20 protein-coding genes are annotated in these 21,801 nt (G+C 50.2%); 8 read left to right on the top strand and 12 right to left on the bottom strand.

Annotated features, from left to right (window positions below; genetic code table 11):
- The first annotated feature begins 6 nt into the window (after positions 1-6).
- From AB2U10_RS13100 to AB2U10_RS13080, 5 genes are all read left to right on the top strand, one after another.
- Positions 7-717 carry a CPBP family glutamic-type intramembrane protease gene (locus AB2U10_RS13100; RefSeq protein WP_367915026.1) on the top strand — a complete coding sequence of 237 codons (711 nt, stop codon included), beginning with the start codon at positions 7-9 and terminating at the stop codon, positions 715-717.
- A 96-nt stretch (positions 718-813) separates the two neighbouring features.
- Positions 814-1,047: a hypothetical protein gene (locus tag AB2U10_RS13095; protein WP_367915025.1), complete on the top strand. Its 234-nt coding sequence runs from the start codon at positions 814-816 to the stop codon at positions 1,045-1,047.
- Positions 1,048-1,132: 85 nt separating this feature from the next.
- Positions 1,133-1,681, top strand: a complete 549-nt coding sequence (locus AB2U10_RS13090; protein WP_367915024.1) for a fasciclin domain-containing protein — start codon at positions 1,133-1,135, stop codon at positions 1,679-1,681.
- 213 nt (positions 1,682-1,894) lie between these two features.
- Positions 1,895-2,950, top strand: a complete 1,056-nt coding sequence (locus tag AB2U10_RS13085; RefSeq protein ID WP_367915023.1) for an NAD(P)-dependent alcohol dehydrogenase — start codon at positions 1,895-1,897, stop codon at positions 2,948-2,950.
- Positions 2,951-2,953: 3 nt separating this feature from the next.
- On the top strand, positions 2,954-3,310 hold the full coding sequence (locus tag AB2U10_RS13080; RefSeq protein WP_367915022.1) for a DUF2200 domain-containing protein: 357 nt from the start codon (positions 2,954-2,956) through the stop codon (positions 3,308-3,310).
- A gap of 19 nt (positions 3,311-3,329) precedes the next feature.
- Here AB2U10_RS13080 and gltX read toward each other — a convergent pair whose 3' ends face one another.
- The 4 genes from gltX to AB2U10_RS13060 form a co-directional block, all read right to left on the bottom strand.
- Complete coding sequence (gltX, locus tag AB2U10_RS13075; RefSeq protein ID WP_367915021.1) at positions 3,330-4,826, bottom strand: glutamate--tRNA ligase; 1,497 nt, start codon at positions 4,824-4,826, stop codon at positions 3,330-3,332.
- Between the two features lie 34 nt (positions 4,827-4,860).
- Positions 4,861-5,634: a class I SAM-dependent methyltransferase gene (locus AB2U10_RS13070; protein ID WP_367915020.1), complete on the bottom strand. Its 774-nt coding sequence runs from the start codon at positions 5,632-5,634 to the stop codon at positions 4,861-4,863.
- A 1-nt stretch (position 5,635) separates the two neighbouring features.
- Entirely contained in the window at positions 5,636-6,445 is an 810-nt protein-coding gene (gene epsC / locus AB2U10_RS13065) for a serine O-acetyltransferase EpsC (protein WP_367915019.1), read from the bottom strand.
- A 106-nt stretch (positions 6,446-6,551) separates the two neighbouring features.
- Positions 6,552-7,115, bottom strand: a complete 564-nt coding sequence (locus tag AB2U10_RS13060; RefSeq protein WP_367915018.1) for a hypothetical protein — start codon at positions 7,113-7,115, stop codon at positions 6,552-6,554.
- A 42-nt stretch (positions 7,116-7,157) separates the two neighbouring features.
- On the opposite strand from AB2U10_RS13060, the gene AB2U10_RS13055 reads away from it, so the two are divergent.
- The gene (locus tag AB2U10_RS13055; protein ID WP_367915017.1) at positions 7,158-8,375 is read left to right on the top strand and encodes an NADH-quinone oxidoreductase subunit D; all 1,218 of its coding nucleotides are present in this window, start codon (positions 7,158-7,160) and stop codon (positions 8,373-8,375) included.
- Between the two features lie 8 nt (positions 8,376-8,383).
- Here AB2U10_RS13055 and AB2U10_RS13050 read toward each other — a convergent pair whose 3' ends face one another.
- The 3 genes from AB2U10_RS13050 to AB2U10_RS13040 all read right to left on the bottom strand — a co-directional run bounded on the left by AB2U10_RS13050 (position 8,384) and on the right by AB2U10_RS13040 (position 11,338).
- Positions 8,384-8,608 carry a PspC domain-containing protein gene (locus tag AB2U10_RS13050; protein ID WP_367915016.1) on the bottom strand — a complete coding sequence of 75 codons (225 nt, stop codon included), beginning with the start codon at positions 8,606-8,608 and terminating at the stop codon, positions 8,384-8,386.
- A gap of 73 nt (positions 8,609-8,681) precedes the next feature.
- The gene (gene nadB, locus AB2U10_RS13045; RefSeq protein ID WP_367915015.1) at positions 8,682-10,316 is read right to left on the bottom strand and encodes an L-aspartate oxidase; all 1,635 of its coding nucleotides are present in this window, start codon (positions 10,314-10,316) and stop codon (positions 8,682-8,684) included.
- A 32-nt stretch (positions 10,317-10,348) separates the two neighbouring features.
- Entirely contained in the window at positions 10,349-11,338 is a 990-nt protein-coding gene (locus tag AB2U10_RS13040; RefSeq protein ID WP_367915014.1) for a KpsF/GutQ family sugar-phosphate isomerase, read from the bottom strand.
- A 135-nt stretch (positions 11,339-11,473) separates the two neighbouring features.
- Between AB2U10_RS13040 and AB2U10_RS13035 the strand changes: the two genes are divergently transcribed.
- Positions 11,474-13,798 carry a RecQ family ATP-dependent DNA helicase gene (locus AB2U10_RS13035; protein ID WP_367915013.1) on the top strand — a complete coding sequence of 775 codons (2,325 nt, stop codon included), beginning with the start codon at positions 11,474-11,476 and terminating at the stop codon, positions 13,796-13,798.
- A 7-nt stretch (positions 13,799-13,805) separates the two neighbouring features.
- Here the strand turns inward: AB2U10_RS13035 and AB2U10_RS13030 are convergent, their stop codons facing one another.
- Genes AB2U10_RS13030 through rbfA form a run of 4 tightly spaced genes read right to left on the bottom strand, consistent with a single transcriptional unit; the run spans position 13,806 to position 18,911 of the window.
- Positions 13,806-14,819 carry a radical SAM/SPASM domain-containing protein gene (locus AB2U10_RS13030; protein WP_367915012.1) on the bottom strand — a complete coding sequence of 338 codons (1,014 nt, stop codon included), beginning with the start codon at positions 14,817-14,819 and terminating at the stop codon, positions 13,806-13,808.
- Positions 14,806-17,259 carry a M1 family aminopeptidase gene (locus AB2U10_RS13025; RefSeq protein WP_367915011.1) on the bottom strand — a complete coding sequence of 818 codons (2,454 nt, stop codon included), beginning with the start codon at positions 17,257-17,259 and terminating at the stop codon, positions 14,806-14,808. Before AB2U10_RS13025 ends, AB2U10_RS13030 begins: the two co-directional genes overlap by 14 nt.
- Before the next feature lie 60 nt (positions 17,260-17,319).
- A complete protein-coding gene (locus tag AB2U10_RS13020; RefSeq protein ID WP_367915010.1) occupies positions 17,320-18,540 on the bottom strand; it encodes an ABC transporter permease in 1,221 nt (406 codons plus the stop codon).
- Entirely contained in the window at positions 18,540-18,911 is a 372-nt protein-coding gene (gene rbfA / locus AB2U10_RS13015; RefSeq protein ID WP_367915009.1) for a 30S ribosome-binding factor RbfA, read from the bottom strand. The genes AB2U10_RS13020 and rbfA overlap by 1 nt, the downstream gene beginning before the upstream one ends.
- A gap of 171 nt (positions 18,912-19,082) precedes the next feature.
- Here rbfA and AB2U10_RS13010 point away from each other — a divergent pair, with 171 nt between their 5' ends.
- Complete coding sequence (locus AB2U10_RS13010; RefSeq protein WP_367915008.1) at positions 19,083-20,486, top strand: hypothetical protein; 1,404 nt, start codon at positions 19,083-19,085, stop codon at positions 20,484-20,486.
- 24 nt (positions 20,487-20,510) lie between these two features.
- Here the strand turns inward: AB2U10_RS13010 and AB2U10_RS13005 are convergent, their stop codons facing one another.
- Positions 20,511-21,755, bottom strand: a complete 1,245-nt coding sequence (locus tag AB2U10_RS13005; protein ID WP_367915007.1) for a YeiH family protein — start codon at positions 21,753-21,755, stop codon at positions 20,511-20,513.
- Positions 21,756-21,801: the final 46 nt, after the last annotated feature.

Here is a 21,801-nt window from a genome sequence, read left to right as displayed (position 1 = left end):
TTTCAAATGATGCCAAAAGAACATGTCAGCCCTAAAATGCCGTTATCAAAAATTCTTGTAGTTCTTACCGGGTTCCCGGCCATAGCCACCCTTATTTCTTTACTGCTCATAAACCGTACGCTGATCACCGGTTCAGGGCTCGATTTTTCCGATACATTCCGGGTAATCGTCACCGGCTGGTATATCATCCAGATATACCTGATCTATAAAATACTGCGCAGCGAAGGCTGGTCGTGGGCAGAAATAGGCTACCCCTTCACCTTCAAAAAAACCCTTTATTTTTGCCTGGGTTACCTGGTATTTGCTTTCGGGCTGCTATTTTTTATTGAATACCAGCTGGCTCATGCAGCAACAGACCCCGAAAAGCTCAAAGCCGTGGTATCACTGAGCCCCAAAGATACAACGGCAAGAGTCATTTTTATATTCATGGGCTTAGTGGGAGGGCTGGCAGAGGAGCTGGTTTACCGGGGTTTCGCCATCAGGGCGCTGGTCAGCAACGGGATAAACAAATGGCTGGCGGTGACCCTGGCCGCCATCCCCTTTTTCTTCCAGCACGGCATCAAGGCTTACCAGCTTACCTGGGGCACCTGGTATTTTGTCTGGGGTATTGTTTTCGGCATCCTTTTCCTGCTATTGAGAAACCTGAATCTCAACATTATCATTCACTGGCTGATCATCTTATCTGCCATGCCAGCTGTTCTGCAGGCTATTCAATAAGAGCAGACAGGGTCCGTTTCATTCCGGAACCTCCAAACGATCAGTCCGCTGGAAGATCAGCTGAAGCAGGAAATTGCATTTGTTTTATCAGACCCCGTGTGTATACCGGAAATAACACCTGAAATAAAGCACAGCCTGGAGCAGTATACATCGCAGACATGGGAATATTTTAACGGAACCGAATACCATAACGATAACCTGAGCATCCTTTATACCGCACTGCACAATTATGCCTTCCTGTTATCACGGAAATACTTTTTACTGAAAAAGGAGCTCCTGGCCTGCCAGGAAGACCTGGTCAGAAACAAGGGAAGTGTCGCGACGGCATAACATGATATAAATCAGTAGAGAATGATAAGGAAGATCATATTTTTATTTAATTATCAAAGATAATTTCGTAGGAAAAACAGGTACTATGAAAAAATCAATCTCTACTCTGGCAGCCGTATTTATATTAGCGGCCTGCTCCAATAATCAATCCGAAACCACGGCCGCTGCATCGGAGGGTTCTGCCCAGACCAATGCCGGACAGTCGGCAGTGGTAGATGATGTATCCAACCCGAACATTGTGCAGGTAGCTGCAAAAAGCCCTGACTTCACCACCCTGGTAACAGCCGTTAAAGCAGCCGGCCTTGCAGATGCCCTCAGCAATGCCGGTCCGTTTACGGTGTTTGCCCCCACCAATGCCGCATTTGACAAGCTGCCCAAAGGTACTGTAGAAGGCCTGTTGAAACCCGACAAAAAAGACGATTTATCGAACATACTGGGTTATCACACCTATGTGGGCGTGTTAGACGGGGCTTTGCTCCAGGACGGGGCCGAATACGATATGGTATTTGGCGGAAAAGTAAAAATTACCCGGAACGGGGATAAAAGCTATGTAAACGGCAGTGAAATTACCTCTACCATTAAGACATCAAACGGGGTTATCCATGTGATCAACGACGTTCTGCTGCCTAAGTAAGCCCGGGCCGGGCCGCATCGGGTAATGCCTGAAAAAAGATCAAAAGCCCTGGTTTCTCCGCGAAACCGGGGCTTTTTCAGTAATTAACCGGCCCGTTGCCCTGGCAAAAGGGCCTTCATCCCCACCCTGCTGAACAGAATCCTTGAAAAAACAGACTGTTCTCTGTCCCGTTTTTGAAATATTCTGACTATTTTAGTCCTTATTTATCAAACCATGAATACCTATTCTGTTAAAGCTTTCGGAACAGACGCCCCTCAGGCAGATCTGAAACAAATGTACATTGACCGCCGCGGGATCACCGCAAAAGATGTGGAGATAGACATCCTGTATTGCGGCGTTTGTCATTCTGATTTACATACCGCCCGTAACGAGTGGCGCGGTACGGTTTATCCCAATGTGCCCGGTCATGAGATTGTAGGGCGCATTACCCGGGTGGGCAGCGATGTTACCCGCTTCAAAGCCGGCGACCTGGCTGCTGTGGGATGCATGGTAGACAGCTGCCGCGAATGCGAGCAATGCCGGCAGGGCAGCGAGCAATATTGTGAAAAGGGCAATATCCAGACCTATAACGGGCATGACAAGCACCTGAACCGTCAAACGTTCGGCGGGTATTCAGAGCGGGTGGTGGTAGACCAGGATTTTGTGCTGCGTGTACCTGAAAACCTGGACCTGGCCGCCACAGCCCCTTTGCTCTGTGCGGGAGTGACCACCTGGTCACCGCTGAGGCACTGGAAGATCGGGCCGGGCAGTAAAGTAGGCGTAGTAGGCATAGGCGGCCTGGGCCACATGGGCGTTAAGCTGGCCAAAGCCATGGGGGCGTATGTGGTGGTCATCACTACATCTCCTTCAAAAACCGAAGATGCCCGGCGCCTGGGGGCAGATGACGTGATTCTATCCACCGATAAAGCACAAATGAAGGCTGCTTCCGCTTCTCTGCATTTCATCCTGGATTGTGTATCAGCGCAGCACGATGTTAACGCCTATCTGCGGCTTTTAAAGGTAGACGGCACCCTGGCCCTGGTAGGAGCGCCCGAGCATCCGCTGCCCATTGCCGCGTTCAGCCTTATCCCCGCCCGTAAAAACTTTGCCGGCTCTACTATAGGCAGCATTGCCGAAACCCAGGAAATGCTCGATTTCTGCGGTGAGCATAACATCACGGCCGATATAGAGCTTATTAAGATGCAGGATATCAACGAGGCGTATGAGCGCCTGTTAAAAGGCGACGTAAAATACCGTTTTGTAATAGATATGGGCAGCTTAAAGCAATAAGACATGGATCACGACGAGCGGATAGCCAAAATGACCTTTGCTTCGGTTTACCCCATGTATATTCAGAAGGTAGAAAAGAAAGGCAGAACAAAAGAAGAGCTGGACCGGGTCATTCAATGGCTCACGGGCTTTGACGATCGCCGGCTGCAGGAGCAGATAACGCAAAAAGCCACCTTTGAGGCTTTTTTTCAGCAGGCTTCTTTAAACCCCTATGCCCGCATGATCACCGGCGTGATCTGTGGCTACCGCGTAGAAGATATTGAAAATCCGCTGACTCAGAAAGTCCGTTACCTCGATAAGCTGGTAGACGAGCTGGCCAAAGGCCGGAAAATGGAGAAGATCCTGCGCGGAGAACAATAGCCCGGCAGGGCGACAGTGCTTATCCCAGCACTTCTGTTGCCCTGCCGATTCTTCTTACCGTTTCTTCTTTTCCCAGTATTTCCATGATCAGCATCAGGTCAGGGCCTTTGCCTTCACCGGTCACGGCCAGCCGCAATGCCTGCATCACCTTGCCCGGTTTGATTCCTGCTGCTTCCAGCTGCCCGAAAATGGCATCATGGATGTGCTGCGAAGCAAAATCGGTTACTTCAGCCAGTGCCGCGGTAATCACGGGCATGGCATTCCGGGCCAGGTCATCCCATTTTTTAGCGGCTACCTCTTTATCGTATTCTGCCGGTGCTTCAAAAACAAAAGGCACACCTGCTTTCATTTCCCGTACAAAATCTACCCGGTCTTTCATCAGCTCTACAATACGGGCTGAGAGCGCCGGGTTACCGATTTCCTTATCCAGCTCGGCCGCCAGCACATCGTTCTCTTTTTTCCGCAGGTATTGCTGGTTAAACCATTTGGCTTTGTTCACGTCAAACCGCGCACCGGCCTTCTGGATATTGTGAATGTCAAAAAGCTCAATGAGCTCTTCCCGGCTCATCAGCTCCTGGTCATTGCCCGGGTTCCAGCCCAGCAGGGCCAGGAAGTTCATCACGGCTTCCGGGTAATACCCGTCTTCACGGAATCCCCGGGAGATATCACCGCTTACGGGATCTTTCCACTCCAGCGGGAAAACCGGGAAATCGCCCAGTACGCCGTCGCGCTTGCTCAGCTTCCCGTTGCCTTCCGGTTTCAGAAGCAGCGGCAGGTGGGCAAACTCGGGCGCCTGCCATCCGAATGCCTTGTATAGCAGGATGTGCAAAGGTGCAGACGGCAGCCATTCTTCTCCCCGGATCACGTGGGTAATTTCCATCAGGTGATCGTCAACGATATTGGCCAGGTGATAAGTAGGCATACCGTCAGATTTCATCAGGATTTTATCATCAATGGTGGATGAATGCACCGATACCCACCCTCTTACGAGGTCTTTAAACCGGATCTCGTCTTTCAGCGGCACCTTAAGGCGGATAACATACGGTTCTCCTGCTTCCAGCTTTGCTTTTACTTCACCGGCCGGCAGAGTAATCGAATTCTTCATTTTCATGCGGGTAAAGGCATTGTAGGAAATGTTATCTACTTTGGCCTCTTCCAGCTCTTTCCGCATCTGATCCAGCTCTTCGGGGGTATCAAAAGCATAATAGGCCTGTCCTTTATCCAGCAGCTCCTGTGCATAGCGGGCGTAGATGTCTTTTCGCTCCGACTGCACATACGGGCCCAGCTCTCCTCCTGACCCCACGCCTTCATCAATGCTTATTCCTATCCATTGCAGGGCTTCCAGGATATAGTCCTGCGCACCCGGAACCAGCCTCGTCTGGTCGGTATCTTCTATCCGGAGGAGCATTTTACCCCCCATTTTACGGGCAAAAAGATAATTATACAAAGCCGTACGAACACCGCCAATGTGCAGGGGGCCCGTAGGGCTGGGAGCAAATCTTACTCTGACACTCATATCTCAAATTTCAAACAAAGTGCAAAATTAAGGGTTATTGTGATACATCGTCTTTCCGGATAACCAAAAAAAGGGAGCTTCCGAAGGGAGCCCGTCTTAACAGCCTCCTTTCCAGCGTACAAACCCGGTAAAGGAAGTCATTGATTGCCGGTGAAGGCAGCGACACATCAGACCGCACCTCTTCTGCCCGTATCCATCCCAGCCTGAGCTGCAGCTTCTGAAAGAGCCTTACGCCCAGGATCAGCGGCGAGAGCAGCAGCGACCAGTACGTAGCTTTTTCTACCCGGAAACCGGGAAAAAGAGCCAGGAAGCGATCGAAGTCAGCCTTTACAAAGCGCCGTTTGCTTCCAACGGCCAAATCATGTATTCCTCCGAAAACCCGGAAAGCGTTGTTGTTGGTAATGAACAGCCCGCCCGGCTTCAATACGCGGTAAATGCCGCGCAGGGCATCTGTCAGCTCCGGGTCATCGAACTGGTACAGCACATCATTGGAGATCACCACATCAAACGATTCAGCGGGGTAATCAAGGGCCGTAATGTCTTTCCGGCTGACGGGCAGGCCCCGGCTCTCCGAGAATTCTACTGCGTACGCATTGTAGTCAAACCCACGGAGGCGGGTCATTCCCTCAGCCTGCAGCCGGGTCAGCAGTCCACCGGTGCCGCAGCCGGCATCCAGTATATGAAGGTCGCGGTAAGCGGGTGAAGCGGCTTTTATTTCGTGGATGACCCGGTCGTGAAGGGTTTTATACCACCACATCCGGTCTTCCACCTCAAACATGGCCTGGTATTCCTGGTAATTAATGAGCACCTCAGAGGCTGTTTTCGTTATTGATCACCTGGATTTCCGGCTTATGATATACCGTAGAATTGGGCGGAACGCTCCTGGTCAGCCAGACATTCCCGCCAATAACGCTGTTTTCGCCGATAACCGTCTTCCCGCCCAGGATGGTGGCCCCGGCATAAATGATCACGTTATCTTCTACCGTGGGGTGTCGCTTGGTATTGGCCATGTATTTCTCCACAAACAAAGCCCCCAGGGTCACCCCCTGGTAGATCTTCACGTTTTTCCCGATCTCGGTAGTTTCGCCGATCACCACGCCTGTTCCGTGGTCAATATAGAAATGTTCGCCGATACGGGCGCCCGGGTGAATGTCGATACCCGTTCGGGAATGGGCATATTCTGTGAGAATACGCGGAATATAGCTGATCTCCAGGCGATGCAGGATATGTGCCAGCCGGTAGAAAAAGATGGCAAAAAAGCCCGGGTATACCCGCACGATCTCAAATTTGGAACGGGCTGCCGGGTCACCGTTCAGGATAGAATCCAGGTCGGTAGAGAGCAGGCGGTAAAGCTCAGGGATCTCCTCCACCAGCAGCGCGGCTTTCTCTTCCGCTCCGCAGCCGCGGCATTCGGCAGTGGCATCCAGGATTGACTTCAGCTCATCGCCGATATTCCAGAACTCTCCTTCCACCTCATCCACGCTCCTGAAAAAATCTTTGCTCCGCTCCGGGAAAAGCAGGTTAAACACCTTCAGCGCCCAGCCCGAAATCACTTCCGATGGCGGGATATCGGGCACATTCTGGTGCTTCTCAAACAAGTAGTTGATAAATTCTTTCATCTGTATAAATTTTAACCCCACAATAACGGCTTCCCGTTCCCAACCCCACCTTAACTTTTAACTATTCACTTTTAACTTTTAACTATTCACTTTTCACTTTCCCCCCTCACCCCAGCCGCCGCTGAATCAGCGTGGAAACCAGCGCGAAAAACACATCCGGCTTAAGGGTACGCCAGTTTTCCATCTGCAGGGTTCCGCCCAGGTGCATATAGTAATCCAGCTTGTATTTTTCAATTTCTTCCATCACAAATTTACGCAGGTTCAATACGGCGATCCAGCCGTCTTCCACGTCTTCAAACCATTCCTGGTAATAATCATCTTCGCCCCCGTGAAACTGGAACAGGTTTTCGCCGATCAGTATAAATTGCCGGATCCCGTTTTTCAGCAGCTTGTCAATCACTCCCCGCTTCAGGTACATGATATCGTTGTGCAGGGTGTCGTTCCACTCTCCGAAAAGCTCTATAACGGCATACTTCAGCTGGTAATTTACCATTAAAAGTTTCACGTACAGCGTTTCAGAGCCTATAAAGTCCCAATCGGGGTGAATAACATACCCGTATACTGCATTTTCATAGTTTACCGCCTGCTCTTTCCCGTAAAACGGGCTTCTCTTATCTTCGTACGGAAGGTAGTAGCGGTTCCAGTTATAAAAAGGTTCTATTTCATGCATTTCAATAGGTTTTAAACGAAGAGTATGATTAAATTTGCAAGGATGCAGAAAATAATTGAATACAAATATAGGGCTGAATATTTAACAGACTCTGAACCGGTCAAATTTAAAGAAGAAGATCTGGCCGAAGAGGAAATGATCCTGAATCTCGGCCCGCAGCACCCTTCTACCCACGGTGTGCTCCGCCTGGAGGTCGTGTCAGACGGTGAGCTGATCCGTGAAGTTGTTCCGCATCTGGGTTACCTGCACCGGTGCTTTGAAAAACATGCCGAATCGCTCCCGTTTAACCAGGTTATTCCCTATGTAGACCGGCTGGATTACCTGGGCTCCATGAATTCCGAGCACGCCTACGCCATGGGCGTGGAAAAGATGCTGGGCATAGAAGGTACCCTGCCCAAACGCATCGAGTACATCCGGGTGCTGGTGGCCGAGCTGAACCGGCTGGCCTCCCATTTTATCGCTATCGGCTCGTATGCCATTGATATCGGTGCTCCCACCCCTTTTTTGTGGCTTTTCCGCGACCGCGAAACCATTCTGCGCATGCTGGAATGGGTATCCGGGGCCCGGCTGCTGTACAATTACATCTGGATAGGGGGCCTTTTCTACGATCTGCCCATTGGCTTCGAAGAAAAATGCCGCGAGTTTGCAGCCTATGTACGCCCCAAGCTCATTGAGCTGCAACAAATTATCATTGACAACCACATCTTCATTAACCGTACGGCCAATGTAGGGGTTTTACCGCTTGACCTGGCCATTAACTACGGCTGCACCGGCCCGGTATTGCGGGGTTCGGGGCTGAAATACGATCTGCGCAAAACCGATGCCTATTCGGTTTACCCGGAGATAGAGTTTGATATTCCTACAGGACAGGGGGCCATGGGCAAAACCGGGGACTGCTGGGACCGGAATTTCGTACGCCTGCAGGAATGCCACCAGTCGCTCCGCATCATTGACCAATGCCTCGAAAAGCTCACCAAAGCGCATAAGCGTACTCCTGATTTCGACCCGCAGGCGTATGTACCCAAGAAGATCCGCCCCAAAGAAACCGATTTTTATGTACGGGCCGAAAATCCCAAGGGAGAGCTGGGCTTCTTTTTCAGAACCGACGGCCGTAGCGACGTACCCGTGCGGGTAAAATGCCGGGCCTGCTCCTTCCATAACCTTTCTGTTTTGCCGGCTATTGCCAAAGGCATCCTGGTAGCTGACCTGATTGCCATTATCGGGTCACTTGACCTGGTGATGGGCGAAGTAGACCGGTGAAGAATTGATTATTCCAGCTCCCAGACGCTCGGGTGGTTGCTGTTCCGGATGGTTTTACGCACTTCCATCCAGAAAGCCAGAATAAGGTAAATAATAACGGGAGACCCTAAGGTAAAAAATGAGGCGTAGATAAAGTATTTTCGTATAGTGGCTGCCGAGAAATTCAGCTTCTGCCCTATCCTTGTACAAACCCCAAAAAGATTACTTTCAAGTAAGTATTTAAGCCTGTCCATATATCTGTTCAGCTAAAAACATTTGCAAATTTCCGAATTATTCCTATAAATAAAAACAAAAAGAAAGTTAAATTTAACTTCCTAACCCGGAGCTCACGGTCCGTGATGCACTGCTATGCCCCCTGACCAAAACCGTATTCTCCGGTTCCCCGCCCAATTTATAGGGGTAGTCAGTATTAAAATGAAGCCCCCGCGACTCTTTGCGTTTTTTCGCCGACTGGATAACCATCTGGGCGCAGAGAATCAGGTTTCTCAGCTCACAGAGCTTGACAGACAGCTTGGTTTTCCGGTAAAACGCTTCGGTCTCGTCTTTCAGCATGCGCATACGGGTTTCTGCCCGGTCAAGCCGGAAGTCTGAGCGTACAATGCCCACGTAGTCAGACATCATCTTCTGCAGCTCCCGCGTATTGTGCGAAACCAGGATTTCTTCATTCGACTGCACCGCCCCGAATTCGTTCCAGTCGGGCACCCGGTTCTCATATTCCAGCGAGTCAATTATTTCGAGCGCATTCATGGCGATCCGGTTGGCAAAAACGGCCGCTTCCAGCAGCGAGTTGGAGGCCAGGCGGTTTGCGCCGTGCAACCCGGTAGAAGAGCACTCACCGCAGGCGTAGAGGTTCCTGATCGATGTACGCCCAAACTCGTCTACCCATATTCCGCCGCACAGGTAATGCGCTGCCGGCGTTACCGGGATGTAGTCTTTGGTAATGTCTATCCCTATGCTCAGGCATTTCTCATAGATATTCGGGAAGTGCTGCAGGATAAATTCTTTCGGCTTATGGGTGATATCGAGCCACACGTGCTCTTCCCCCGATTTTTTCATTTCAGCATCAATGGAGCGGGCCACGATATCGCGCGGCGCCAGCGATCCCCGCTCGTCATAGTCGTACATAAACTCGCGGCCGTTCTTGTCGCGCAGAACACCTCCCTCTCCCCGTACGGCTTCTGTAATGAGAAAGCTGGGGAAGGTTCCCGGGTTATACAATGACGTAGGGTGAAACTGGATCATCTCCATGTCACGTACCTTTCCGCCGGCGCGGTATACCATTGCGATGCCGTCGCCGGTAGCAATGACCGGGTTGGTGGTGGAAGAATAAATCTGGCCGGCACCGCCTGAGGCCATAACCGTTACTTTCGAAAGGATAGTTTCTACCTCCAGGGTATTAACGTTCAGAGCGTACACCCCATAGCTTTCCACGTTCCCGTGTGATTTTTCACCCAGGTGGTGCTGGGTAATCACTTCTACGGCAAAATAGTGGGTCAGGATCTCGATATTCGGCTGCTTGGAAGCCTGTTCCAGCAGGGCCCGCTCAATTTCCCACCCGGTGATATCTTTGTAATGCAGGATCCGGTTTTCAGAGTGACCGCCCTCGCGGGTAAGGTTATATTCACCGGTTTCCATCTTGTCGAAGTTAGTGCCGTAGTCGATCAGCTCCCTGATCCGGGCAGGGCCTTCAGAAACCACGATCTCTACTATATCTTTATCGCAAAGGCCGTCACCGGCAATAAGTGTATCCTGGATATGTTTTTCAAAAGAGTCGGTCACCGGGTCAAAAACCGTGGCTATTCCGCCCTGTGCATATTTGGTATTGGTTTCATCGGCGTTTACTTTGGTAAGAATCAGCACTTTGCCTTTCTTTGCGGCCTTCAATGCAAAACTGAGGCCCGCAATGCCCGAGCCAATGACTAAAAAATCAACTTTCTTCATGTGTATAAAAGCTTTTAGCTGTCAGCTAATGGTTAAACCAGCCCCTCCCGCAACAAATCATGGAGATGAATAAATCCGAGCACCTTCTCGTTTTCTTCCACTACTAATTGTGTAATGCTCAATTCCTGCATTTTGTTGAGTGCATTAACGGCATATTCATCCTTAGAGATCACTTTAGGATTTCTGCTCATCAAATCTATGGCTTTTAAAGTAAAAATATCCTTCTTTTCCTTTAATTTTCTACGGAGATCGCCGTCGGTGATGATCCCTGACAGGCGTCCGGCACTGTCTACTACGGCCGTAGTACCCAGTCTTCTCGACGTCATCTCCAGGATCACGTCTTCCATAGATGCCTGTTCGCTGACCACCGGCACCTCGTTCTGCGGGTAAATATCCGACACCTTAAGATAAAGCTTTTTCCCGAGCGCCCCGCCGGGATGAAACCGGGCAAAGTCGCGGTTACTGAAGCCCCGGGCTTCCAGCAGGCATACCGCCAGGGCGTCTCCCAGCGCCAGCGATACCGTGGTAGACGTAGTGGGTGCCAGGTTCAGGGGACAGGCCTCGCGGTCTACATGCGCATTCAGCACATAATCCGAATTTTTAGCCAGGAAAGAGCTTGTATCTGAAACCATGGCAACCAGCCGGTTAGGCAGCCGCCTGATCAGGGGCACCAGCACTTTCAGCTCCGGCGTATTGCCGCTTTTGGAGAGGATGATCACCACATCTTCGTCGTCAATAATGCCCAGGTCACCGTGTACGGCATCTGTGGCATGCATGAAAACCGCCTGCTGTCCTGTAGAGTTCAGGGTAGCCGTTATTTTCTGTGCAATGATGGCGCTTTTACCGATTCCGGAGAGCACTACTTTCCCGCGTGATCCCAGGATCACATTTACAACCTCTTCAAAACCGCTGTCAATTGTATTTATCAAAGATTTAATAGCCTCTGATTCATCCAGCAAAACTTTTTTGGCGGTATCAATTATATTTTTTTCTACTTTCGTCTCCACTTTTTCCGGGCTCATTTTGAGGTACAAAATTAGCTTCAGAAATCCGAAAACTTTTCACAAATAATATTTTTAGGAGAATTTATTTGTGAAGTGTTATTTTTAGTAAATTAGCCATACTTTAACAGATATCGAATAAAAGTCATAGCGTATATGATTTCAGAATCATCAGTAGAACAAAGATTGAAGCAAAACCTAAAGGAAATTTTCGGCTTCGATAACTTTAGAGGGGAACAGGAAAAAATTATTAAGAGTGTGGTCTCCGGAAAAAACACCTTTGTGATCATGCCTACCGGGGCAGGGAAATCACTGTGTTACCAGCTTCCGGCAACCGTTCTTGAAGGAACAGCCATTGTTATATCACCGCTTATTGCGCTGATGAAAAACCAGGTGGATCAGCTTTCCGCCTATGGTGTTAATGCCCAGTTCCTGAACAGCACCCTGAATAAATCAGAAATGAACAGGGTGAAAAATGATGTGATCAACAGCGTATGCAAGCTGTTGTACATTGCCCCCGAATCACTGACCAAAGAAGATAACCTTGAGTTCCTGAAAAAGGCCAAAATCTCTTTTGTAGCCGTAGACGAGGCCCACTGTATCTCGGAATGGGGACACGATTTCAGGCCTGAGTACCGGAAGATCAAGGACATCATCGAGAATATTGATAACAACCTGCCTATTATAGCACTGACGGCCACGGCCACGCCCAAGGTTCAGCTGGATATCAAAAAGAGCCTGAACATGGATGATTCAGTGATCTTCAAGACCTCTTTTAACCGGGCCAACTTGTATTATGAAGTACGGCCCAAGCTGAACGCCAAAAAACAGCTGATCAAATTTGTTTCACAGAACAAAGGAAAGTCAGGCATTGTGTACTGCCTCAGCCGTAAGAAGGTGGAAGAAATTGCCGAGCTGCTGAATGTGAACGGCTTCAAGGCCCTGCCTTACCACGCTGGCCTGGATTCTGACGTGCGCATGAAAAACCAGGATGCTTTCCTGAACGAGAACTGCGACATCGTGGTGGCCACCATTGCCTTCGGTATGGGTATCGACAAGCCCGATGTACGCTTTGTGGTACATTACGATGCGCCCAAGTCGCTGGAAGGCTACTACCAGGAGACCGGCCGTGGCGGGAGAGACGGACTGGACGGTACCTGTCTTATGTTTTATGCGCTGGACGATATTACCAAGCTCGAGAAATTCAATAAGGATAAAAACGTTACCGAAAGAGACAACGCCAAAGCGCTCTTAATGGAAATGGTGGCGTATTCTTCCCTGGGCGTATGCCGTAGAAGGCAGCTGCTCTCTTATTTCGGAGAACAGATGGATAAGGACTGCGGCTTCTGCGATAACTGTAAGAAGCCCACCAAAACCTTCAAGGGCAAGGAAGAGGTGGAGCTGGTGATCAGCACCATCCTGAAAACAGAGCAGCGTTTTTCAGCCAACCACATTGCCGATATTCTTACCGGCAATACCAAAGATAATCCGGCCATTCAGAGCTACGAGCACGATAAGCTGGAATATTTCGGTAAAGGACTGAAGTATTTTGACCTGGAAGACAAGTTTGAAGACGAGGAAGAGGAGGAAGACGAAGACGCGATTGTGGTTAACCGCAAGCCCAAGGCTGATATTAACGCCGACGGCCGCCTGTCTGCTTCCGATAAATGGGTGTCGATCATCCGGCAGCTGATGGTTTTCGGCTACCTGGAAAAAGACATTGACAATTACGGGGTGATTAAGGTGTCGCAAAAAGGAGCAGACTACCTGAAAGACCCGTATACGGTGACTTTCCATGAAGATCATGACCTCAACGAAACCGAAGGAAGCGGGGAAGACGAGCTGCAGCAGACACCGGGCAATGCCGGCGGATCAGGCGCCTCTGACCAGGCCCTGCTGGAGCTGCTGAAGTCGCTCCGGAAGAAAATAGCCAAAGAAAAGAACGTACCGCCTTACGTGGTATTCCAGGATCCTTCCCTGGAAGAAATGGCCACTACCTACCCTTCTAATGCCAATGAGCTGGCCCAGGTGAACGGTGTGGGCATGGGTAAGGTGCAGAAGTTCGGCAAGCCTTTCCTGGACCTGATCAACAAGTATGTGGAAGACAACGAGATCGAGACCACGCACGACCTGATGGTGAAAACCACAGTAAACAAGTCAAAAACCAAGATCTTTATCATCCAGCAGATTGACCGGAAGATCGACCTGGAAGATATTGCCGAAGCCAAGGAAATGTCAGCAGAAGAGATCATTTCCGAAATTGAAAGCATTTGCTTCTCCGGCACCAAGCTGAACCTGGATTACTACATCAACCAGGTGATTGACAAGGAGAAACAGCTGGATATTTACGAATATTTCATGACCTCTTCATCGGATGATATCCGGGCTGCGCTGAAAGAATTTGAAGATTACGAAGAAGAGGTTACCGAAGAAGAGCTCCGGCTGATGCGGATCAAGTTTATTTCGGAAATGGCGAATTAAGGGGTTATCACCCCCAGATCTTTGTCCCTTCCGTACAATTCTTACACATTTCAATATTCTTCCGGCCGCCGATGAGGCTGTGCCGGAAATCTTTGTAGGTGTCGGAATACCACACTTCCCGGAAGCTTTTTTCCGATACATTTCCCATGCGGTATTCGGCATCCTTGTCAAAACAGCAGGGCACCACGATACCGTCCCAGGTTACCACCGCCGAATGCCACATTTTCCAGCAGTGATCGATCAGCCGGTTCTTGATGCTCCATTTCCCGCCGGCTTCCTGCCGGTAGCGCGAATAATGATCATTTTCGGGGATCAGGTCAGAGCCGTCTTCGTAATCATAAATCTGGGCCGTTTTGAAGCGTAATTCATCTACCCCCAGCTCAGCGGCCAGGCGCCGTACATCGTTCATCTGGTGCTCATTGGGCTTCACTACCAGGAACTGGAATATAACATGAGGTGTAGAAGAGCCCAGCTCTTTTTTAGCCTGCAGGATATGCCGGGTGCCTTCAAGCACCTTATCCAGCCTGCCGCCTACCCGGTATTGCCGGTATACTTCCTGGGTGGTGCCGTCAATAGAAATAATCAGCCTGTCAAGGCCCGAACGCACAGTTGCCAGCGCATTTTCATAGTTCAGGTAATGGGCATTGGTAGAAGTAGAGGTATAAATACCTTTCCGGGTAGCCAGCTGCACCATCTGCAGGAAATCTTTGTGCAGGAAGGGCTCGCCCTGGAAATAGAAGGTAAGATAAAGCAGGGTATCGCCGATCTCCTCCATCAGCTTTTCAAACATCTCTTTGCGCAGCATACCGGTGGGCCGCGTAAAAGACCGGAGCCCGCTGGGGCACTCCGGGCAGCGGAGGTTACACGAGGTGGTGGGCTCAACCGCCAGGGCTACGGGCATATAGTGATTCACCGGCGAGCGGCTGATCCGTGAAAACAAAAAGGAAAATACCAGCCCCAAGGCATTGCTGATCCGCCTGAAAGTAAGTTTTGAAAGAAAATTGAGATTATCTCTCCACATTCATTTGCTGGTAATAATTAATCAGTCGTTCGTCTTTCTCTGCTTTCACAGCCTCCGTAAACACAGCAGCGGCTTCTTCCGACAGGTCTTTGACCACGTAAAGCACCCGTACGGCGCTCATCCGGGCAAACCAGAACGGATCATGCAGGGCTGTTTCCCGGATAAACGGCAGGGCCATGGTCAGCTCGGTAGAATCAGCAATTACCAGGTACGAGGCCAGCAGGCCCATGTACTGGTACAGGTCCATTCCTTCCATCAGCTGCATCCGGTCTACCATCCACCCGGCTATACCCGGGCGCTCGGTAGCTACAAAATAATTGGCGATCACGCCAAAAATCTGGCTGTCGTGCACATCGCGGTATGCTGTTACCAGGCTGTCGGCTTCAGGAACCCGGCCGGCCAGCAGAATTTCAAGGGCTGCGGCACGTACCGCATACGAGGTGTCGGTCATGGCTTTCCGGGCCATTTCCACGTGCATCGGGTTCTGGAAGTTTCTTACCGACAACAGGGCATCGGCCCGTACGTTAGTGGCCGGATCTTCCTCAATGGCTTTCTCCAGCCTTTTTTCCACTTCCAGAAAGTCGTCTCCGTCATAATCGTTGAAACGCTGTACGGCCATCTGGCGTACCCGCCAGAATTTATCGTCCATGGCCTTTAAAAACAGCTCCCGGATTTTCTTATCCTTCAGCGGCTCTTCGCCGCCGGTAAGGTGCACGGCCAGCTCAAGGCCGGCCATCCGGGCGTATACCTCAGGAGATACCTCGTATTGATGAATCAGCTCGTCAACCGTGCGGTCGTCCTGTATCACCCCCAGGAAATACCCCTCAGGGTTCGGGATATAATTTTTAAATTCACCGTTAAACGGTATCCGGAAAGTTTCAGAAGCCCCGGTCAATAGCAGCACCGTATCTTTTGTTCCTTCCGTGCTGATCAGCCGCAGTGGCAAAGCCGTTCTGAAAATACCGTTCCCGAGCGAGTCAGTGACCTGTTCGGCCGTCAATTGAAGCACTTTTCCTTCCAGTGAGCGGGTCAGGCGAACCATCGGGTGGCCCGCCCCTTCAAACCACTGATCAAAAAACCATTTCAGGTCGCGGCCCGTTACTTTTTCAAATGCTATACGCAGGTCAGCTATTTCGGCCGTCTGGAAAGCATGCGTTTCCAGGTAACGCTTTAACGAGGCAAAGAAGGCCTTATCGCCTACTTCCATCCGCAGGGTATGCAGTACCCGGCCCCCTTTCTGGTACGAATGGGCGTCAAACATTTCCTCGCTGCTGCGGTAGTTGTAGCGAATCAGCGGCACCTGTTTTTCTTCTGATTCCGCCAGGTAATTCTGCAGATCGGTCAGGTAAACAAAATCACCTTCTTCTTTGCCGTACTTGTGGCCAGCCCACAGGAATTCGGAGTAATTGGCAAATGCCTCGTTCAACGGGAGCTGCCCCCACGACTCGCAGGTCACATAATCGCCGAACCAGTGGTGGAAAAGCTCATGGGCAATGACCGCGTCATCGTGGCCGTCTACCAGCTGGTGATTGTTCTTTAACACCGAAACCGAGTGCGTGGTGGCCGTTGTATTTTCCATGGCTCCCGAGATATATTTCCGGATGGGCACCTGGGCATATTTCTGCCACGGGTACTTCACGCCCAGCAGCTCTTCAAACCAGGTGATCATTTCGGGGGTACGCCCGAATATCCCCTCTGCATAGGGAGCATATTCCGGCTCCATGTAATAGCTTACTTCAAACCGCGTGAAATTCCTGTCGGTTACCTTCACAAAGTCGCCCGCTGCCATCATGGTCAGGTAAACCGCATGCGGAAGGTTCTGTGCCCAATGGTCGGTTTTCAGACCGTTGCCCCTGTCGGTGCTTGACACGAGGAGGCCGTTGGATAAAGTGGTATACTTTTTCTCCAGCGTAATATAAATATCCTGGGTGTGGTTCTGGTTCGGGCTGTCGAGCGTGGGGAACCATGCGCTGTTGCACTGGGTTTCGCCCTGTGTCCAGAACTGGGTGGGCAGCCCTTTGGTCTTTCCCTGCGGATTGATAAAAAACAGGCCTTTCTCGCTTTTGTTTTCCTCGCCTTCCACTTCCCTGATCTTTTCGGGCCGGGCCAGGTACCTGATCTCTACCTGCAGGGTATCTTCAGCGGTATATTCGCGGTTCAGGGCTATTGTGAGATATCGGCCGTCGTACCCGTATTTCAGAGGCTGCTTACCCGAAGCCACCGAACGGATCTCCATTTCACGGGCATTCAGCCGGAGGGTTTTCTGCGGGTAGAAATAGGGCTTCAGCGTGAGCACGGCCCGTCCCTCGAGGGTCTGGTCAGCCCACCGCGGCTCTACATGGAGCTCGGTATGGATGAGGTCGAATTTAAGCTCTTCCGAAGATCTCACCTGGGCTGCAGCCACAGAGCAGAGGAGGAGTAAAAAAAGTATTTTTTTCATATAATCGATAGTTCCGTGTATAGTTAATGCCGGGTTCCGGGGGATTAGTGCCGGGCCGGTTTAGCGTTGTTCATTTAACATATAATTGGCGGCGCGGGTAGCCGGGATAAATGAGGCCAGCAGGGTGATCACCAGGATGCCCGCTACCGAAAACAGCACATCGCTGCTCATCACCCGTACGGGGTAGGCGGAAGTGATGGCATGATCCATTCCCAGGCCCACCAGGCCGAAACGCACCTGCAGCCAGCAGACCGCCAGTCCTGAAACCAGCCCGAGCACAATGCCCACACCCGAAATGATAAAGCCTTCCGTAAAAAATATCTTACGGATCAGCCCTTTATCTGCCCCCATGGCCGACAAGGTAAAGATATCATCTTTTTTATCCAGCACCAGCATACTCAAAGCATAGAAAATATTAAATGCGGCAATACCCACCACAAAAAACAACCCGATAAAAATAAACAGCTTTTCGATCCGGATGGCCTTCAGCAAAGAGGCGTTCTGCTCATCGCGATCGCGCACCACCAGCCCTTCCGGCAGCATTTTCCGGATTTCGTTCCGGGCCTTCCGCACATCGGCTCCCGGCTTCAGCGTAACTTCCAGGGCCGTTCTGCGCCCCGGGTAATCGTTCAGCTCTTCCATCACCTCTATAGGAAGGTAGACAAAATTGTCGTAATGTTGCTCCAGGATAAAAACACCTGAAACTTCCAGCACGGCCCGGTTGATGTTTTCTTCCGGGTTCAGCACATTCAGCTTCTGATTTTTCGGGTACAGGATTTCCAGCGGCTTAAAGAAGTCATTGACACTCAGCTGCAGGCTGTTATAAACCGCTGCACCGATAAATGCCGCCGGCCTGCTACCGATGTGCACACTCATCTCGCCGCCCGCCAGCGATTTCCTGAATTCGGCGTTCCGGGAAAACGTGCTGTCTACCCCCTTGACTTCCACGATAGACTGCGCCTTTTCATTTTTGGCCAGGGCTTTGTCCTGGTAAACCTGTGTGAAAAAGTCTACCCCTTCCACGTGCGAAATGGCCTTCAGCAGGGAGCTGTCGGGCAGGAAGCTCTTGACCGTTTCCGCACTTACTTTCAGGTCCGGATCAAACGATTTAAAAATCTGGCGGTTGAGATCTTCAAGCCCGTTAAATACCGAAAGTATGATGATCAGCGCGGAGAGGCCGGTTCCCACACCCAACATGGAGATAATGGAAATGAAGTTGATAAAACTTCTCTTTTTCCTGGAAAGAAAATACTTTCGCGCTATAAAAAACGGGAGGTTCATCAATCTTCTTCTTCCTCAGCGGGCGGAATATGGATATTGGCAAACAGCTGCTCAATCTTTTGGGCATATTCGGCCGTGTCGTCAACAAAGAAACTGAAATTGGGGATAATGCGCAACTGCTTACCGGCCATTGCGCCGAACAGTCCCCTGATTTTTTTGGTATTTTCGCGGATTTCGTCCAATATGGCCTCCCGGTTATGTGTTTTCAGAAAACTCAGGTACACTTTGGCCACACTGAGGTCGGGAGACACCTTTACATCGGTAATGGTCACAAAATTACCGGCAAATAAACTTCTGAATTCGCGCTGGAATATATCCCCCAGATCTTTTTGGATCAGTTTCCCCACCTGCCTTTGCCGCTTACTTTCCATATTCATTATGATACAATATCTTACATCCTTCCATCTCTTCTGGTTTCCAAGCAGTTAAGGTCCCCTGGGACAGAAAACGACGGTTATGTGCTTTAATTTACAAATATCCGGCTATTTTTTGGTATAAGCATGAAAGGAACCATATTTTTGCATAAAAATGCAGAACGTCCCTTGTTAACATTCTTCCGAATTTATTCCGTTTTTCAGATCCTGTCCATTCTGATCATCATTCTGGCTACACGGATGTTGTTTTTTACGCCTCAGCTTCCGCTGCTGTCGACCGAGCTGGAATGGATACTCATTGGCCGTAAGCTGAACGAGGGACTTTTCCTGTATAACGAAGTGCTCACCCAGGTAGGGCCGCTGTCGTCTTACTTTTACCAATTGATTGACGCCACCGTTGGGCATAGCCAGACCACCTACGAAATCATTGCTACCGGTGTGCTATACCTGCAGGCGCTCCAGCTTAACTTTATGATCAGCAAACGCAACCTGTTCAACGAGCGGAACTACATCGGTGCTTTGCTGTATGTGGTGCTGATGAGTGTTTCTTTTGACCTCATGAAGCTCTCTCCCGCTCTGCTGGCCAATACGTTTGTGCTGCTGGGAGTGAACTCGGTGCTGAGCCAGATTGAAAAGAGAGACGGTATAGGTGACGACGTGTTTGAAACGGGTATTCTTTTCGGCCTGGCCACCCTTTTTCATCACCCCGCTTTTGTATTTATCTTCTGGGCTATACTCACGCTGTTTTTGTATACGGGGATCAACATCCGCCAGGCCTTTATGGTCATCCTGGCCTTTTTGCTGCCCCTGTTTTTCATGTACATTTTCTTCTATTTTAACGATAAGGGGCCTGATTTTACCCAGGTCTGGCTTCTGAACCTGAATAATTTTGTCAAACTTACGCTGCTGAATATCCGCGATATCCTGATTGTTTATACCCTGCCGGTAATTTTATCGCTGCTGGGAGTAGCCCGTGTGCTGCGCGGCCAGCGGTACAACAGCTTCCAGAACCGTTCGCACCAGGCCCTGCTGATCCTGGGTATTTTTGCCCTGCTGGCGTTCCTTCTTTCAGGAAAATACCTGCCGTCTAACCTCGTTTATTTCATCATTCCGCTGGCTTTTTACTGTGCCGGTTTTTTTGTGCATTCCAAAAAGCTTTTTGTACCCGAGTTTATTTTCATGCTGTTTTTCGGCAGCGTGATTTTTATATCCTACCTGGGAGCGAAGAATATTTTCGGGATTTCTATCCACCTGCTGGAAGATTACCGGGTGCGCGAAACCCCGCACGAGATAGACTACAGGAACAAAAGAATTTTTGTTACCGGGAGAAATATCGATGTTTACCGTTCCAATGCCATGGCTACCGGCTACCTGAGCTGGAACCTGGCCCGGAAAGACTTTGAAAACCCCGATAACTACCTGAGCATTTCCAATATCTACAATAACTTTACGAAAGACATGCCCGAAGTGATTATTGACGAAGAGCAGGTTATGCCCAAGGTGTTTTCGCATATACCGGCGCTGGCCAAAAAATACAAAAAAACCGGGAAAGATATTTATGAGCTGAAATAAGGAAATCTCAGCTCATATTATTTTTTAACGGAACAGCAACAGGGCCATCGCCAGGGTGATGATGATGTTAAACGTTTGTGCCCCCAGGAAAACAAACAGCGGTTTCTTGTTGGAGTGGGCGAACAGCTCCCTGAAATTGGTTTCGAGACCGATGCTTACAAAGGCCAGGGCAAACCATACGCCCTGTATGCTTTTGATCACTGATTTTGCCTCACCTATCTTCTCTGCCGGCAATACAAAGGAAAACAGCAGCGATGCCGCCACAAAGCCGATCACAAATTTGGGGAAACGGTCCCAGATCAGGCGCAGAGTAGGTTTTTCGGCCGTTTGCTGTGCCTGGGTCACCGACCAGTAAATGCTGATGGCAAAGGCTGCCAGGCCTAAAAGCACATTCTGCGAAAACTTAATGATGGTGCTGATCTCAAGGGCTTCATCGCCTACCAGCGAGCCCGATGCCACCACGGCGCCGGTGGTATCGATACTACCGCCCAGCCAGGCCCCGGTAACGGCCTGTGAAAGCCCCATCCAGCTGGCCATATACGGCATGAATATCATCATGGGCACAGCCGTAATCAATACCATGGAAATAACGTAAGAAAGCTTTTTGGAGTCACCCTTGATGGCTCCGGAAGTAGCTATGGCGGCAGAAACACCGCAAATTGAAACGGCGCTGCTGATCATCAGCGACATCTCCCGGTCAACGCCCGTACGTTTACACAGCCAGAAGGCAAAATACCATACCGAGAGCACCACCACAAGGGCCTGCACCAGGCCCAGCATTCCGGCCCTTAATATTTCGGAAAAGATAATGGAGGTACCCAGCAGCACGAGGCCGATCTTCACAAAAAGCTCGCTCTGGAGGCTTTCTCTCAGCCAGTCAGGCACTCCGAAAACATTGTTGATGAGCAAACCGATGGCCAGGCTGAAAATAACGGTCTCCAGGTTGTATTCCTGCACCACCTCATTGCCGGCCAGGATCTGTGCCAGAACAGACAAAGCAAAAAGCACCAGGAAGCCTGCTATAAAACGGCCTGTATTTTTGCCGGTCAGAAAGGCTGCCAAGGCTCCGGCAGCTCCCACCAAACCCAGCTGTACCAGGATTTTTGCGAGATTATCTGCCGCCAGGATGTTACCGGAGATGTCGGAAAAATGGTTCCATTTAAAGGTAGGGCTCCCGAATTTAAATCCTGCCAGAACCACTCCGATCAGTAAAAAACCGGTAATTACCACTACCCAGTCTTCCGAAATACTTTTGCTTTTTGATGCCATTATTCGCTACAGGTGTTTTGGTTGCCAAAATACGGATTAAGAAATT

It is taken from the genome of Leadbetterella sp. DM7 (genome assembly GCF_040829825.2).
Classification (GTDB): domain Bacteria; phylum Bacteroidota; class Bacteroidia; order Cytophagales; family Spirosomataceae; genus Leadbetterella.
The sequence above is the reverse complement of the archived record's forward strand: the minus strand, read 5'-3'. Positions and strand labels throughout refer to the sequence as shown.